This window comes from Streptosporangium sp. NPDC023825 (assembly GCF_040639575.1).
Classification (GTDB): domain Bacteria; phylum Actinomycetota; class Actinomycetes; order Streptosporangiales; family Streptosporangiaceae; genus Streptosporangium.
In genome coordinates this window covers 44,572-58,843 of sequence record NZ_JBFAAE010000060.1, presented here as the reverse complement: position 1 = coordinate 58,843, position 14,272 = coordinate 44,572, and the positions used below count along the sequence as shown (strand labels likewise).

13 protein-coding genes and 1 pseudogene are annotated in these 14,272 nt (G+C 69.3%); 4 read left to right on the top strand and 10 right to left on the bottom strand.

The annotated features are described in order from the left end of the window. Positions 1–501 (top strand): RICIN domain-containing protein (locus AB0G15_RS35080; protein WP_362848399.1); only part of this gene is annotated, 501 nt, incomplete at its 5' end. A gap of 232 nt (positions 502–733) precedes the next feature. Here the strand turns inward: AB0G15_RS35080 and AB0G15_RS35075 are convergent. From AB0G15_RS35075 to AB0G15_RS35060, 4 genes and pseudogenes are all read right to left on the bottom strand, one after another. Continuing rightward, a complete protein-coding gene (locus AB0G15_RS35075; RefSeq protein ID WP_362848396.1) occupies positions 734–1,591 on the bottom strand; it encodes an SAM-dependent methyltransferase in 858 nt (285 codons plus the stop codon). Positions 1,592–1,993: 402 nt separating this feature from the next. Next, a pseudogene (locus tag AB0G15_RS35070) lies at positions 1,994–2,092 on the bottom strand (endo-1,4-beta-xylanase); the annotation flags it as partial. A 76-nt stretch (positions 2,093–2,168) separates the two neighbouring features. After that, a complete protein-coding gene (locus AB0G15_RS35065) occupies positions 2,169–2,729 on the bottom strand; it encodes a DUF1697 domain-containing protein (protein WP_362848394.1) in 561 nt (186 codons plus the stop codon). A 471-nt stretch (positions 2,730–3,200) separates the two neighbouring features. Then, a complete protein-coding gene (locus AB0G15_RS35060) occupies positions 3,201–3,704 on the bottom strand; it encodes a DUF402 domain-containing protein (RefSeq protein WP_362848391.1) in 504 nt (167 codons plus the stop codon). A gap of 695 nt (positions 3,705–4,399) precedes the next feature. Between AB0G15_RS35060 and AB0G15_RS35055 the strand changes: the two genes are divergently transcribed. The 3 genes from AB0G15_RS35055 (at position 4,400) to AB0G15_RS35045 (ending at position 7,303) form a co-directional block, all read left to right on the top strand. After that, a complete protein-coding gene (locus tag AB0G15_RS35055) occupies positions 4,400–5,212 on the top strand; it encodes a hypothetical protein (protein WP_362848388.1) in 813 nt (270 codons plus the stop codon). Beyond that, on the top strand, positions 5,212–5,589 hold the full coding sequence (locus AB0G15_RS35050) for a GntR family transcriptional regulator (RefSeq protein WP_362848386.1): 378 nt from the start codon (positions 5,212–5,214) through the stop codon (positions 5,587–5,589). Before AB0G15_RS35055 ends, AB0G15_RS35050 begins: the two co-directional genes overlap by 1 nt. A 100-nt stretch (positions 5,590–5,689) precedes the next feature. Continuing rightward, entirely contained in the window at positions 5,690–7,303 is a 1,614-nt protein-coding gene (locus AB0G15_RS35045; RefSeq protein ID WP_362848384.1) for an alpha/beta hydrolase, read from the top strand. A 303-nt stretch (positions 7,304–7,606) separates the two neighbouring features. On the opposite strand, the gene AB0G15_RS35040 is transcribed toward AB0G15_RS35045, so the two are convergent. Genes AB0G15_RS35040 through AB0G15_RS35015 form a run of 6 tightly spaced genes read right to left on the bottom strand, consistent with a single transcriptional unit; the run spans position 7,607 to position 14,191 of the window. After that, positions 7,607–8,476, bottom strand: coding sequence for a BadF/BadG/BcrA/BcrD ATPase family protein (locus AB0G15_RS35040; protein ID WP_362848381.1), 870 nt, complete (start codon positions 8,474–8,476; stop codon positions 7,607–7,609). Next, on the bottom strand, positions 8,473–9,531 hold the full coding sequence (locus tag AB0G15_RS35035) for an SIS domain-containing protein (RefSeq protein ID WP_362848378.1): 1,059 nt from the start codon (positions 9,529–9,531) through the stop codon (positions 8,473–8,475). The genes AB0G15_RS35040 and AB0G15_RS35035 overlap by 4 nt, the downstream gene beginning before the upstream one ends. A 14-nt stretch (positions 9,532–9,545) precedes the next feature. Further along, positions 9,546–11,225, bottom strand: coding sequence for a glycoside hydrolase family 9 protein (locus tag AB0G15_RS35030; RefSeq protein WP_362848376.1), 1,680 nt, complete (start codon positions 11,223–11,225; stop codon positions 9,546–9,548). Then, positions 11,209–12,033, bottom strand: a complete 825-nt coding sequence (locus AB0G15_RS35025; RefSeq protein WP_362848373.1) for a carbohydrate ABC transporter permease — start codon at positions 12,031–12,033, stop codon at positions 11,209–11,211. Before AB0G15_RS35025 ends, AB0G15_RS35030 begins: the two co-directional genes overlap by 17 nt. A 32-nt stretch (positions 12,034–12,065) precedes the next feature. After that, positions 12,066–12,917, bottom strand: a complete 852-nt coding sequence (locus AB0G15_RS35020; protein ID WP_362848370.1) for a sugar ABC transporter permease — start codon at positions 12,915–12,917, stop codon at positions 12,066–12,068. Continuing rightward, complete coding sequence (locus AB0G15_RS35015) at positions 12,914–14,191, bottom strand: extracellular solute-binding protein (protein ID WP_362848367.1); 1,278 nt, start codon at positions 14,189–14,191, stop codon at positions 12,914–12,916. Before AB0G15_RS35015 ends, AB0G15_RS35020 begins: the two co-directional genes overlap by 4 nt. Between the last annotated feature and the right edge of the window lie 81 nt (positions 14,192–14,272).

The following is a 14,272-nucleotide window of genomic DNA, read 5'->3' as shown; positions in this document are numbered from 1 at the left end:
AGCTCGGGCAACAAGAAGCCGGCCTACACCTCGGTCCTCAACGCCCTCAACGCCGCCGACCCCAACCCGACCCCGACCCCCACACCGACCGTCACACCGACGGTGCCCTCCGGGAACGGGCAGATCAGGAACGTCGGTTCCGGCCGTTGTGCGGACGTGCCCAACTCCAGCACCACCGACGGTACCCAGCTACAGATCTGGGACTGCCACACCAACCCCAACCAGCAATGGGCCTCCACTTCCGCGCAGGAACTGCGGGTCTACGGCAACAAGTGCCTGGACGCCGCCGGCACCGGCAACGGCGTCAAGGTCCAGATCTACGGCTGCCACGGCGGCAACAACCAGAAGTGGCGCGTCAACACCAACGGCACCATCACCGGCGTGCAGTCCGGACTGTGCCTGGACGCCACCGGCAACGGCACCGCCAACGGCACCCTGATCCAGCTCTACACCTGCCACAGCGGCAACAACCAGAAGTGGACCTTCGCCGGCCAGTCCTGACGCCGCACCGTCCATGACGGCCTGACGGCCGGGGTCGCCACGGCGCCCCGGCCGTCAGGCCCGTGTGCTGGGCGCCGTGGTCCGCTCGGATCGCGGCGACGGTCCATCAGAGGTTGTGGATCGACCTGGTCCGGTAAACACGTCGAGGCATTCGGCGCGGGTCGATGCACGTCGGGGCATTCGGCACGGGCCGATGCGCGGGCGGCCATTCGACATGGCCGCCCGCGAAACCTTACGGTTTCACGGCCAGGCCGCCGTAGGCCCAAGCGTGACCGCCGCCGGGAATCGATTCTTGATATTCGTTCTCGTCCGGTCGCCAGGTGACCACTTCGACGAGCCCCGGAGGCACCATGGTCCAGTCCTGGAAGAATTTCTCCACCTGCGCGTGACTTCGCGGAACCATTGGCGCCGAACCCTTGTCATAGGGCTTGGTGAATTCTTCCTTGGGTAACTTCGGTGCGAAGTCGAGCGTGATGTGCGACAAAAGCATCTGGCTGCCCGAGGGGACGGCCGCCTTGTATCGCTCGACCAACCCATGGGGTTCTTCCTCATCGGTGATGAAGTGCAGAACGCCGGCCATGATGAGTGCCACCGGCCGGGTGAAGTCGATGACTCTGGTGATCTCCGGATGCGACAGGATCCCGTCCGGATCCCGTAGATCGGCCTCGATCACCGTGGTCATGCCCTCTTCGCTGCTCGCCAGCAGGGCGCGCCCATGAGCCAGGACGATGGGATCGTTGTCCACATACGCCACGTGAGCTGCTGGATTGACCTGTTGAGCGATCTCGTGGGTGTTCCCCTGCGTGGGGATTCCGGTGCCGATGTCCAGGAACTGGGTGATCTCGGCGTTGTCGGCGAGATGGCGTACGGCCCGGCCGAGAAACGCCCGATGGGCGCGCACGCCTTCCCGCGTGCCGGGTGAAACCTTGACGAGCTGCTCCGCCGCCTCGCGGTCGGCGGCGAAATGGTCTTTGCCGCCCAGGAGGTAGTCGTATACGCGTGCCGGGTGAGGGATCGTCGGGTCGATTCGCGCGCCGAGCGCATTCGCGTCGGCCGGCCGCGGACTTAATCGGTTGGTGGAATCGACCATTGGTGCTCCTTGAAGATGTGCTCGTATCGACGCGGCCGTCGATACGGAACGCGAATTTGCCTCACTCTAGCCTGTTGTCAATCGGTTCGCCGCTCACAGGGATCGTCTGACGGACAAAGCCGATGATCATGAATTACGGATGAAGGCGACCCTGTGAACTTGCATCTGGTGTATACAGCCCATAGCTACATCGAGTGTCCAAAGAGTGCTGCTCATCGTGATCTGATTGAATCGTTTCGTTGTCCGGCCGGGTACTTCGAGGGAGATGCCGATCGCGTGCGCGCGGGGTAGTGCCTCGCCCGAGCGCACGTGGTTCGTTAGCGCTAACACCATCTGTGCCCACAATACCGGCGAGTGCGGCCGGCATGTGATCGAAAAGGCCGAACACCGGCCGCCGGCCGATCAGGTATCACGCCAGGAGTCCTGGTCGCGGACGCCCCACACGGCGATGCCGGTGCGGCGGGGGACGGCCAGGCAGTCGTCGGTCACCGCGGCGTGGGCGGGGGCGGACGTGTCACCCTGGCCGCCGGACGCCGATGGCGCGGCACCCGCGCAGGCCCCCGGGCTCCGACCTCGGTCAGGCGGGGCGGGCCTGAGTCAGCTCTACCAGTTTGGTGACGGTGTTCCAGTTGCGGGTGGTGGCGATGACGCCATCGGCAGGCCCGGATTTCGCCAGGGTTTCCGCGAGCTTGGAGCGGCCCAGGCCGTCCGGAGTGTAGAGGTAGAGCGCGCGGTCGCCGAGCCGGAACTCTTCGGGGAGGTACCTCGCCGCGTCGAGGGGTGCCAAACGCGACGCGGTGACCGGCTCGGAGAAGTACGTGACGTGCAGTTGCCTGCCTTCGAGCGAAGCCGCGGGGAACGGGCAGGTGTCGACCACCGCCTTCAGATACGCGTGATCACGCACCAGGACATCGACCCCGAAGCCGAAGTGCTTTTCGACGGCCTGCTCCAGCTGCGCCGCGAGCGCCTTCTCGTCGCCCGGAGCACTGGTGAAGACAGCATTGCCGCTCTGCAGATAGGTGCGCACGTCGCCGTGGCCGAGCTCGGTGAGCAGCGCTCGCAATTCGGCCATCGGGACCTTCTTGTGGCCGCTCACGTTGATGCCCCGAAGGAGCGCCGCGTACGCCTTCGTCGTCATCCCCACACCTTACTGGTGATCAAAGGCCGGCGTTATCCGGAAAACGCCTGTTCTCCGGGAGCGAGACGGGGTTGATGGAGGTCTCCCAGGTTCGGAGAGGTTCGATTCTGCCAGCTGTATACCGTCGGCGCTCCAGGGCGACTGGGGAGCTCCAGCTTCGATCCTTGGCCCTCGACTTGCTGCGTTCACGTGAAGGAGGAGCGTCCACGTGAAGGGAAAGCATTCACATGAAGGAGAAGGGTGGGAAGATCTCAGGAGGCGGGTTTCTGAGGCTCTGCGGGCGGATCCTCGAGACCGGCACCTGTGATGCTTCCGATGTCCGATCAGGGTCCGCGCTCTTGAGAGCGGCGACAGGCGATAAAAGCGACAAATTCAAGTGGGTCTTTTTGTGCTCCTCCGCCTTCTTGAGGTTCCCCTGGCTTCATCATCGGTCCACGAGTCAGCACGGCTGTGGCCCGTGGACCCGGCTCGTCAAGCTCGTTCCAGCCACTCCCAACCCGCGGGGATGACCGGTTCGGTAGCAGTAGCCAGCCTGGCCTGCAGGTCGGATGGCGCGGCTCGGGCCGCGGTGATGACGGCTTGGGGCACCATGCACTCGGCCACGGTCCGCTCGAACTCCTCCTCGTCGACCAGCAGGACAGTGCCATCCGCGAACCGCGCCAGATCCAGTTCCAGGTCTGTATAACTCCACCCCGATACGCTCAGAGTCGGCGGCGTGCAGATGTCGACGCCGATCCAGCGGTCGTTACGCCACCACCAAGCCGCCCACCAGCCATTGCGTGGGAGCAACTGCACACCGTCGCTGGGGAGAATCACCGACGTGCCGTCGGCCTTTCGATGGACCTCGCCTTCTCGGCTGAACAGCCAGGTACCGAACTCGTCGGCGCCCAGAATTCGAGCGTCCCATTCTGCCGCCGGCCTGGGTGTATTCGTGCCTGGCAGCGGCCATTTGCTCTTCTGTACGCCGATCCGCATCCCGGCTTCATCCTTCCTCGGAGACATTTCCATTCACGCACCGATGCCTACGGCGACACGTGCGGCGATGTCCGTCGCCCCAAGAATGGCAATCGAGAGCATCTCTGTGAAGGTGTTCCACGTGTCGTCCCGAACGCTCGCTTCGGCGCGAGAGCCGGCTTCGATGACTCAGCGGGAAGTCGCCTTCGGTGAGTCGGACCGTGCGGCGGAGTTTTCCGCGTGCCCGATGTGCCCCTTGCCGTCCTCGCGGACAGACAAGCGGCGGTCCCACGCCGTGGCGTTCACCCGAAAGGTGCATCCGTTCTCTGCGAGTTCGTGAGCCAGGCAACCAGATCATCGCAGGTCGGAGGCACCTTTCCGTATCGGCGATCTTCAGGACGAATCCCGGCTGAACAGCCGAGGTCAGTGTCGGCCAGAGCCGATGAGGAGGCCGCCGGCGCCGCGGTCGGGTGGGGCGCACGCTGCTGCGCGCATCTTCGGAGTCACCGCCGCCGAGTAGGAGATGTCCGAGGCGGTGACGGTGCCGCCGCCGTTCACCTGATGGTCCGCGAAGGCGGGCGCCGCTGAGACGGGGCTCGCGCCACCGGGACGGTGAGAGCCTGCGGGGCCGGGACGGTGAGAGCCCGCAGGGCGTTGACTTTGTCGCAACCTATGACGCATCATCTTGCTACAAAGCTTGCGACAAAGGAGATGTCATGACCCGCGAACCGTCACCGGACGCCGGTCCGCCGGCGCGTGCGGCCGATCTGCGAATGGCGGGCGGGTGGCTGGCCCAGCACGGCCTGGCCGACGCCCGCCCGACCCCGCTGCTGGCCAGGCGGCTGGCGGTCCGGAGACGTGCCCACCTCGCCGCTCATGTCATCCCGGCCGTGCTGATCATCGCGAGCGGGCTGGCCGCCGTTTCCGCCTTCGGCGACGTTCCGCCGCGCAACTCGCTGTCGCGGCTGGCCCTGGCCGCGATGGTGGCCGGGCTGCTGCTGGCACAGTCGCTGCTCGACAGGTGGGTACGACGCGTCGACCAGCGAGCGGGCGCGACGTTGTCGCGCAGGGTGGCCCATCCGATCCAGCCCGGCTGGCGGGTCGTGCTCGGCCGGGCGTACGCCATCTTCGCGGTCGCCATGTTCGCCGGTGCGATGGCGCTGGCCGGCAGCGCCCTGGCCGTTCCCGACCCCACCGTGCGGCAGCTGGCCGTCGTCCTGCTGATCGGCCTGCTCGGCGGGACGGCCATCCTCATCATGCAACTGCGCCACCTGCTGCGGCGCCCGGTCGTGGCGGAGGACGAGGAGTCGCTGACCGTCGACGTCATCATGCGTGTCGAGGACGCCCGCGAGCTCAGCATGCCGAGCGTGTACTTGTCGCTGCCCCTCGTGCTGTTGTTCGGCTCCGCGCCCGTCTGGTGGGGTGCCGCCGCGATCGCCTACCTGATCCTGTGCATGGCCGCGAACATCGTGCTCCGTGCCAGGACGCCGTCGTGCGCGACGGTGGCCCAGCGGGTCGTGAACGCCTGATGATCGTCATCGACGCGGCCTCACCGGTGCCGCCGTTCGAGCAGCTGCGAGCCCAGTTCGCCCGGCAGATCCAGGACCGCACGCTGGCCGTGGGCGCCCGGCTGCCGACCATCCGTCATCTCGCGGCCGACCTCGGCCTGGCCGTCAACACGGTCGGCCGGGCCTACCGGGAGCTGGAGGAGGCGGGGCTGATCGAGACGCGCGGGCGGGCGGGCTCGTTCGTGTCGGCCGCCGGAGAGGAGGGACGGGAGCGGGCCCTCCGGGCCGCCGCCGACTACGCGGCCGTGATCGCCAGCGTCGGCATCGACACGGGCGAGGCGATCCGCATCGTGCAGGCGGCTCTGACGTCCGGCGCAACGGCACCGGCCTCGTCGTGACCGCGTACCCGGCGGTGCCGATTTCACAGCCATCGAGAAAGCATCTGTTCCTATCGAAAAAGGGGTATCAGTGCGATTAAGTCTGCGATCAAGACTGACCGTGTTCATCGCCGCGGCGATGATGGCCACCGTGGCGGCAGGCGCGCCCACGTCGGCCGAGGTCCGGATCAGCGCGCCGGAGCCGGCGGTGACCGAAGCCGGGGGAGCGGCTCCGGCCTGGGGCGAGTGCCCGCCGGCGGCGCCCGGCGGCATCACGCGCGACCCACGCCAGCGGTGCGCGACCTTGCGGGTGCCGCTGGACTACCGCGCCCCGCGCGGGCGGAGCATCGAGATCGCGATCTCCCGGATCGGCACGGCGCAACCCGGGTCGCGTCGCGGGATCCTGCTGTCCAACCCGGGTGGCCCAGGCGGGAGCGGCCTGGACCTGCCCAGCCGGCTGGCGGTCGTACTGCCGCCCGAGGTCCTGAACCAGTACGACCTGATCGGCTTCGATCCGCGAGGGATCGGCCACAGCGCCCCGGTCACCTGTGGCCTCGATCTCATGGAGCAGTTCACGCTGCTGCTGCCCTACCCCGCGCCCGGCGGCGGCATCGAGCGCAACCTCGCCTTCGCGCGAGACACCGCGGCCGCGTGCGCCGAGCATTCCGGCGACCTGCTTCCGTTCATCACCACGGCCAACACGGCCCGGGACATGGACCGCATCCGAGCAGCGCTCGGCGAGCCGAAACTGTCCTACTTCGGTCTCTCGTACGGCACCTACCTGGGCGCCGTCTACCTCTCGTTGTTCCCTGGACGCGGCGATCGGATCGTGCTGGACAGCGCCGTCGATCCGGGCCTGGCATGGCGGGACATGTGGCGGACCTGGAACGAGGCGGTCGCGGTGCGTCTGCCCGACCTCCTCGCCTTCGCGGCCGAGCGGGACGCCGTCTACCACCTCGGCGCGACACCGGAGGAGGTGCGGCGCACCTACGACCGGCTGATCGTGGCCCTGGACCGAAAGCCCTTGGTATACCCGGACAACCCCGTGCTCGACGGCAACGCCCTGCGCGAGATCACTCGGTCGGGACTCTACTTCGACGGCTTCTTCCCCTCCATCGCCGAATTCTGGCAGGAGATCGCGGCTGTCACCTCGGGATCCCCTCCGGACCCCGCCGTCTTGGCGCGGCTGGACCGGCTGGGCTCCTTCGGCAGGGCCGGCGGCGGTGGCACCGGGACGGCGCAGGTACCGGCGGACAACCACGTCGCCGCGCTCTACGCGGTGGTCTGCGATGACGCGGCCTGGCCGCGCAGCGTGGCGCTGCACGCCCGGCAGGTCGCGGCCGACCGGCGGGCGTGGCCGGTGACGGCGGGCATGCCCTCGAACCTCTGGCCGTGCGCGGCCTGGCACAGCCGGCCGGTGGAGCCGCCGGTGACGGTGACCGGTCACGGGCCGCGCAACGTGCTGATCCTGCAGAACACCCGCGATCCCTCCACGTCCCTGGTGAGCGCCCGCGGCCTGCGCGCCGCGCTCGGACGGCGAGCCGTCATGATCACGGTCGACCAGGGCGGCCACGGCGTCGTCGGGCTGGGCAGCTGCGCCGACGAGGCGATGGCCGTCTTCCTGGCCACCGGGGCACTGCCCGGACGGGACCGCCTCTGCCCGGCCCCGTCACCGGCCGGCGCCGACGCCCGCTCCACGCCCTCGCCGTACATCCCTTCCGTGGGGCCGCTGTAGGCACTCGGGCGAACGGCTCTCCGGTGGCCTTGGCGTGCGCCATCCGCGCTCGCACCTCGCTGAGCGTGCGCGGGTGACAGCCGGGGCCACCGGGTCGTGGCCGCCGTGGCCGGTGAGTTCTGCTCACCTCGACCTTTCAGATCGCGAACGGGACCGCGAGTCATTCCGGCGGGAGTTCCAGGGCGGTTCGCGGCGTACCGGCGCTCGGGCGAACGGCTCTCCGGTGGCCTTGGCGCGCGCCGTGTCCGGCTGTGACCCGGCGTCTTCGTCATCGCCCGGGGCATGGGCTTCGACGGCGGCGCGTCAGGCACCCTCCAGCAGCCACCGAGCCCGGGTGATCGCCCCCTCGACCGGCGGGCGGTCGAGCAGCGTCGTCCTCGCGGCCGGAAGCCACCGCTCGAGCAACCGGTGCACCGCCGCCCAGTACTCGGGCACATTGGTCACCAGCCCACCTGCGACCACCACGTCCTCGACCGGCACGCCCCGGCCTGCGAGCGTCACCACGAGCCCGGCCAGCGACCGTGCCCCCTCATCGAGGATCCGGCGTGCGGCCGCGGAACCGGCGGCCGCCGCCGCGACCACCGCGGGCGAGTGCAGTCCCCAGTGCTCGGGACCGGTGCCCCAGCTGAGCGAGTGGGCGAGCGCGGCCGGATCGGGTGCGCCCGTCGACTCCAGCAGCATCAGGCCGAGCTCGTCGGGCTCCTCACCCCGGTCGGCACGGGCCAGGACCGCCCTGGCCGCCTCACGGACCAGCGCGGAGGCGCTGCCGTCGTCGTCGAGCACCCAGCCCCAGCCGCCCGCGCGGATCAGGTGCTCGCCGTCGGTGTAGACGGCGATGGCGCCGGTACCGGCGATCAACGCGACTCCACGCTCGAGCCCGGCCGCCGGCACGAGCAGCTCGGCGTCGTTGACGACGGCGACCGGCGCCCGCACGCGGGTGACCAAGGCGTCGCGCAGGGCGGCGCAGTGGGCACGGTCCTCGCATCCCTGCGCGCCGACCACCAGCGCCTCGACAGGCTCGCCGGGCAGCAGCGCGCACAACCAGGAGGCGGCGTGCTCGACCGGCAGGGCCGACCAGCCTTCGGAGGAGACCACGCGGTCGTGCCGTACGCTCTGGCCCTCGACAAGCCGTACGTGCGTCTTGGTGCCGCCGACGTCGAACCCGGCGATCATCGGCTTTGCGCCCGCGGCGAGGCGATGGCGAAGTCGGCCGGGTCCACGCCACCCTCTTTGGTGTCGTCGTTGGCGAAGACGAAGGACTCGATGGCGACCCCGCGCTCGTCGGCGAGGGCGGCCACCAGCTCCTGCACCACGACGGTTTCCAGCACGATCCGCGCGCCGGTGGCGGCCTCGGGCAGTGACACGACGGCGAGATCGGCTGTCGGCTCGACCGCCGTGCCGGTGACCAGCAGCGTGAGATGCCCCGCTTCGGACAGGGAGCGGGCCAGCTCGACCTCGCGCCCGTCTCCGAAGATCACATGCAGTGTGCGGCCGGCGGACTCCATCTCGCCGTGCAGGTAGTTGCGGGTCGCGGACGCCGCCGCCGGCATGCGGGTGACCTCGCGCAGCAGCAGGGCCCCCTCCTCTGCGGAGGCGCGGGAGGCCCCCGACCCCACGACGTCGGCCGCCACGCAGCCGGCGGCCCGCTCGCGTACGGACGCGAGCACGTCCGTCGCCGTCGAACGCACGCCGGTCACCTGCGCGGCGATATCCCGCCACGGATCCGCCACGGCGGGCCGGGCCGCGATCAGCTCGGCCATCAGGTCCAGCGCGACGATCGTCCCGGTGAAGCCGATCGTGGAGGCATAGGAGTCGGGCTGATTGCCCAGGCCGACGCCGAGGTCGGCGAGATCGGCCAGCGGGGAGGGCATGACGTTCAGCACCGCCACGCGGGGTACGGCGGCCAGCTCACGGAAGGCCGCGATGGTCTCCAGGCTGCGCCCGCTCTGGGAGACGCCGATGAGCAGGTCGGTGTCGAAGCCGCGCCCGGCGGGCCCGACCTCCGAGGCGAGCGCCCGCTGCGCGGCAACGCCCTGCTCGCGCAGCAGCTCCACCGGCACCGCCAGCGCCGCGTACGAGGCGCCGATGCCGAGGAAGAGCGGCCGCCGGGCTCCGCTCAGGCGGGTGGCGTGCGGCCCGGCCAGTTGCTCGCGCAGGTGGGCGGCGATCTCCTGGAGCGCCTGCGGCTGCCGCTCCTGGCCGTCGCGGAAGGTGATGCGGGAGGTCATTGATCAAGGTCCTTTCAGCGTGCGGTGGCGACGGCGAGCAGGAACCACCCGGTGTGCGGGATCCACTGCTCGGCCCAGCGCCAGGACTCACCCTCGGGCGCGTCGGAGGGCAGGAAGGCGATGTCGTCCTCGTCCTTCCAGCCGGAGGTGATGCCGTTGACGATTCCTCCGGGCAGGTTCGGGAAGTCGGAGGCGTAGTCGACGTTGTTGCGTCCTTTGCCCTGGATCATCGAGGCGTCGAAGGGATTGCGTCCGGTGATCCAGGCGAGCTGGTCGTCGGCGAAGGACTCCAGCCGGGAGCGCTGCGGCGGCGTGAGGCCGTCAAGACGCGCGCAGGCGGAGGCGGCGGCCGACAGGGAGGCGATCGTGGCGTTCTCGCCCTGCCACCAGTAGCCGGTCTCGTTGGCGTGCGGGAAGAAGAAGGCGTCGGCGGGTTCGCCGTCCGCGGGCTGGACGCGCTGGCGCGGGTAGCCGAAGGGGTTGGGTACGGCGTGGGTGCGCTCCAGCGTGTCCAGCATTGCCCGGCGGGCCACGGCCAGGGCGTCCTCGGCGGCGCCGGGCAGCACTTCGGCGTACCTGATCAGGGCCAGCACCGGCAGGCCCGCCTCGACGGCGTGGAAGAACGGCCTTCCTTCGGCGTCGGCGACGAACCAGCCGGGGCCGTTTCGCGTGGTGGTGTAGCGGCCGGTCAGGGCCCGGGCCCTGCGGTGGGCGGCCTGCGCGGCCTCCTCCACCCCGGCGGCCACCAGTTCCGCGGCGGCGAGCAGCGCCGAGTAGTCGTCGACGATGTTCTCGGCGCCGTCGTGCAGGTACTGCCGGTTGTGCGCCTCCAGATGGTGGAAGCCCTTCACCGCCGCCGACAGGTACTCCTCGCGGCTGAAGTCACCCTCGTCGTCCAGCGTGGCGGCGCGGGCCAGGGCCGCGATGGCCAGGCCGCCGCCGTGGCGGTACCCCGCCCGGTAGCGGTCGGTGCGCACGCACTCGGGCAGCGGTGCGGTGACGACCCGCTCCTCCAGCCGCTTGGTCAGCGCGTCGAAGATGCCCGTGTAGAAGTAACCCTTCTCGGAGCGAAAGCGCATGAGGAAGTCGGCGCCGAACAGTGCCTCGTCGCGCAGCCGCGCCGCGACCGACCGCGCGACCCGCGGGTGCCGGGACTCGACCGCGTCCCGCGCGACCATCATCGCCCAGGCGCACAGCGGGATCTGCTGCGGGCTCATCGTGCGCGTGTAGGTGAGATGGCTGAGGAACTTGCTGGTGTCGCCGCTGGCGTCCAGCCATCCGCCCCTCGCGTCCACCGTGGCGCCGCCGTCGTCTCCCCAGAAGGCCGCCCGCCGGTCCTTGCGGTCGATCTCGCCGCTGGAGCGCATCGCCTTGAAGTAGGCCAGGACGTCGGACATGGTCTGCCGTTGCACCTGGTCGTCGCCAACGGTGAAACTGTCGCTGAGCGTGTCACCGGCCTGGACGGCATAGCTCCCCGCCGGGAGCTCGTCCGGGAGGTCCACGCGGGCCCAGGAACCGCCGCTCCAGCCGGGCACCTCGTGCACCGGCCCGGCGGTCAGCGGCGTGGCGGCCTCGCCGGACACCAGCAGCAGTCGCTGCGGAAGGACGCCACCGGGGACGCGCAGCACCACGGCCTTCGACGCGGCCGTGCCGTACCCCAGGTGGGCCACCCGGATCTCAACCCTTGAGCGCACCGGCGAGCACCGCCCTTTCCATCTTGTCGGCGAAGAACACATACAGCACGTAGACCGGGATCAGGGTGATGACGATGCCCGCCGCGAGCACACCGTACTGCGAGGCGTTGGCCAGCGAGAGCGTCGGTAGCGCGACCTGGGCGGTCCGTACCGCGGTGTCCGGCCCGGCGATCACCAGCGCGAAGAAGTACTCGTTCCAGAAGGACAGGAAGTTGAGGATCAGCACCACGACCACGGTCGGCATCGACAGCGGCAGATAGACCGAGCGCAGCAGCTGCCGGCTGCCCGCGCCGTCGAGGACCGCCGATTCCTCCAGGTCGTGCGGGATGGACCGCATGGCCTGGGTGAGCAGGATGACCGACAGCGGCAAGGCTCCGGCCGGAAGGAAGAAGATCAGGAACTCGCGGGTGTGGAAGAGCCCCAGCATGATCGACAACATCACGGTCGGTACCAGCGACGCGAAACCCGGCACCAGGAAGCCCAGCGCGAAGACCCGCTCGACCAGGACGGCGAGCCGTCCGCGCGACCTGGTCAGGGCGAAGGCGGCGGGTACGGCGAGCACGAGGGTCAGCAAGCTGGCCCCGGCCGTGACATAGGCCTGGTTGAGCAGCGCGGGCCCGAGGGTCGCATTGGTGAACGCCTTGCCGAAGTTGTCCAGTTCCAGCCCGGTGAAGGGGGAGAACGGCGCGGACAGGATGCCCACGTTGTCCTTGAAGGCGGAGATGACCAGGTAGTACACCGGCACGAGGAGCAGCACGACGTAGAGCCACACGCCCGCGTGCGACAGGACTGTCAGCAGACGTCGCATCCGGCCCTCCTTTCCGTAGTCCTGCCGGACTTTCAGTAGTTCTGGCGAAACAGCCGGCGGATGCCGATGAGGCCGAGCACGCCGACCGCGAACAGCAGCACCGCGATGGCCTGGCTGTAGCCGACCTTCGACTGGTTGAAGGCGTAGTCGTAGACCAGGAAGGACAGGTTCACCGTGGTGGTGCCCGGCCCGCCACGGGTCAGCAGCAGCACGACCGCGGCGGAGGAGAACAGCGTCCACAGGAACTGGAGCATGGTCACCACGCCGACGAAGTCGCGGCATATCGGCCAGGCGATCGACCACATGCGCCGCCAGTGGCCGCAGCCGTCGAGCGAGGCGGCCTCGAACACCTCGGACGGGACGTTGTTGAGCCGTGCGGCGAGCATGACGGCCGAGACCGACATCGACGACCAGACGATGACCACCATGATGGCGACGGAGGCGGTCGAGCTGTCCGCCAGCCACGGCTTGATCGCCCCGTCCAGGCCGAGCATGCCGAGGAAGCCGTTGACCAGGCCGGAGGGTGCGAAGACGCCCACGAAGACCATCGCCAGCGCGGGCGCGGACAGCAGGACGGGGGTGAACATCACCGCCCTGATGAAGCGGTGCCCGCGCGGCCGCAGCGACAGGTAGTAGGCGATCATGAAGGCCCCGGCGATCACGATGGGCAGCGAGACCACCAGCTGCACCAGCGTGTTGATCACGGCCTGGTGGACGACCGGATCGCCGGCCAGCCGCTCGAAGTTCCGCCCGCCGACGAAGGTGCGCGGCGCGATCAGCCCGCGCCAGTCGGTGAGCGAGAAATAGAACAGGCTGGCCAGCGGGCCGACCGTGAAGACCAGGAACCAGGCCAGCGCGGGCAGCGTGAGACCGAGCTTCCTCACTGCGCCGCCCGGTAGACCTCGTCGACCGCGGCGCAGATCTTCCGGGCGTCGTTGCCCTTGGTGTAGGCGATCGAGGTCGCCCGGTAGAGCGGGTTGCCGACATCGGCGGGGACGTAGAGGTCGGGCATGACGGCGAAGTCCACGCTCTTGGAGAAGGTCGTGTAGGACTGCCGCAGGAGCGGGGAGCCGAGCTTGGCCGGGTCCACGGTGGTGTTGGTCGCCATCACCACGCCGCCGTCGGTGGCCATGTGGTCCAGCACCTCGGGCGAGTACATGTACTGGATCAGCTTCTTGACGGTGTCGATCTTCTTCTTGCCGTTGGGGCTGATCCACCATCCGGCGGAGGTGGAGCCGCGGAAGGCGTTGGGCTTGGCGTAGGTGCCGCCTGCGGCGACGGGCATGCCACCCAGCACGGTGCCCTTGGCCAGCGCCTCGTCCATGCTGGAGAAGGACCACGAGCCGATGGGCGCGATCGCCGCCCTGCCCTCCTGGTAGAGGGCGGTGGCCTGGTCGGCGGTCAGACCCTCGACGCCGTCGACGAAGACCCCGGCCTCACGCGTCCGGACGAACAGCTCGATGCCCTTCATGGCGTCCGGGCTGGCGCAGGTGCCGCCCTCGGCGAAGACCTTCTTGGCCGAGGGCGCGTCGAGGTAGGTCTCCAGGTACTGCATGAAGACCTTCTGCCCGGACCAGTCGTTGCCGCCGATGGCCACGCCGCCCACGCCCTGCGCGCGCAGCTTCTTCGTCGCGGCGAAGAGGTCTTCAGTGGTCTGCGGAAGGGCGATGCCGTGCTTGTCGAACAGGGTCTTGTTGTACCACCAGGGCCAGGTGAATCCCGCGTACGGCAGGCCGCGCAGGTGCCCTTCGGCATCCTTCCAGTCGGCCAGCGACTCGGCGGGGATCGCCTCGCCCAGTCCCCAGGCCTGCACGTACTCCTCGGTGGGCACGACCGCGCCGTTCTTCACCCAGTCCAGCTGCTTTTCCAGCAGTCCCACCAGCAGCACGTCGGCCTCCTGGCCGGCCAGCAGGGCGGTCTCGTAGACCTGGTTGAGGTCGTCGCCGTTCTCCAGCACCTTGACCTGGATCCCGGTCTTGGCGGTGAAGTCGGCCAGCGCCTTCTTCAGCGGGACGCTCTCGGTGCCGCCGCTGGTCCAGTTGGTCTGCAGGGTGAGCGTGGTCGTCGCCTGCTCCTGCGACGGCGCCTGGCCGCCGCCGCACGCGGTCGCCAGTGCCAGAGCGGCGACGCCCGCCACACCGAGCTTGAGCTTGCCCATGAGTCCTCCTGTGGTTTTCGGGCAAAAGTAGCCGGTGGTATGTAGTTGGTCAATGGTGGTACGTATTGGTATTCAATGTCG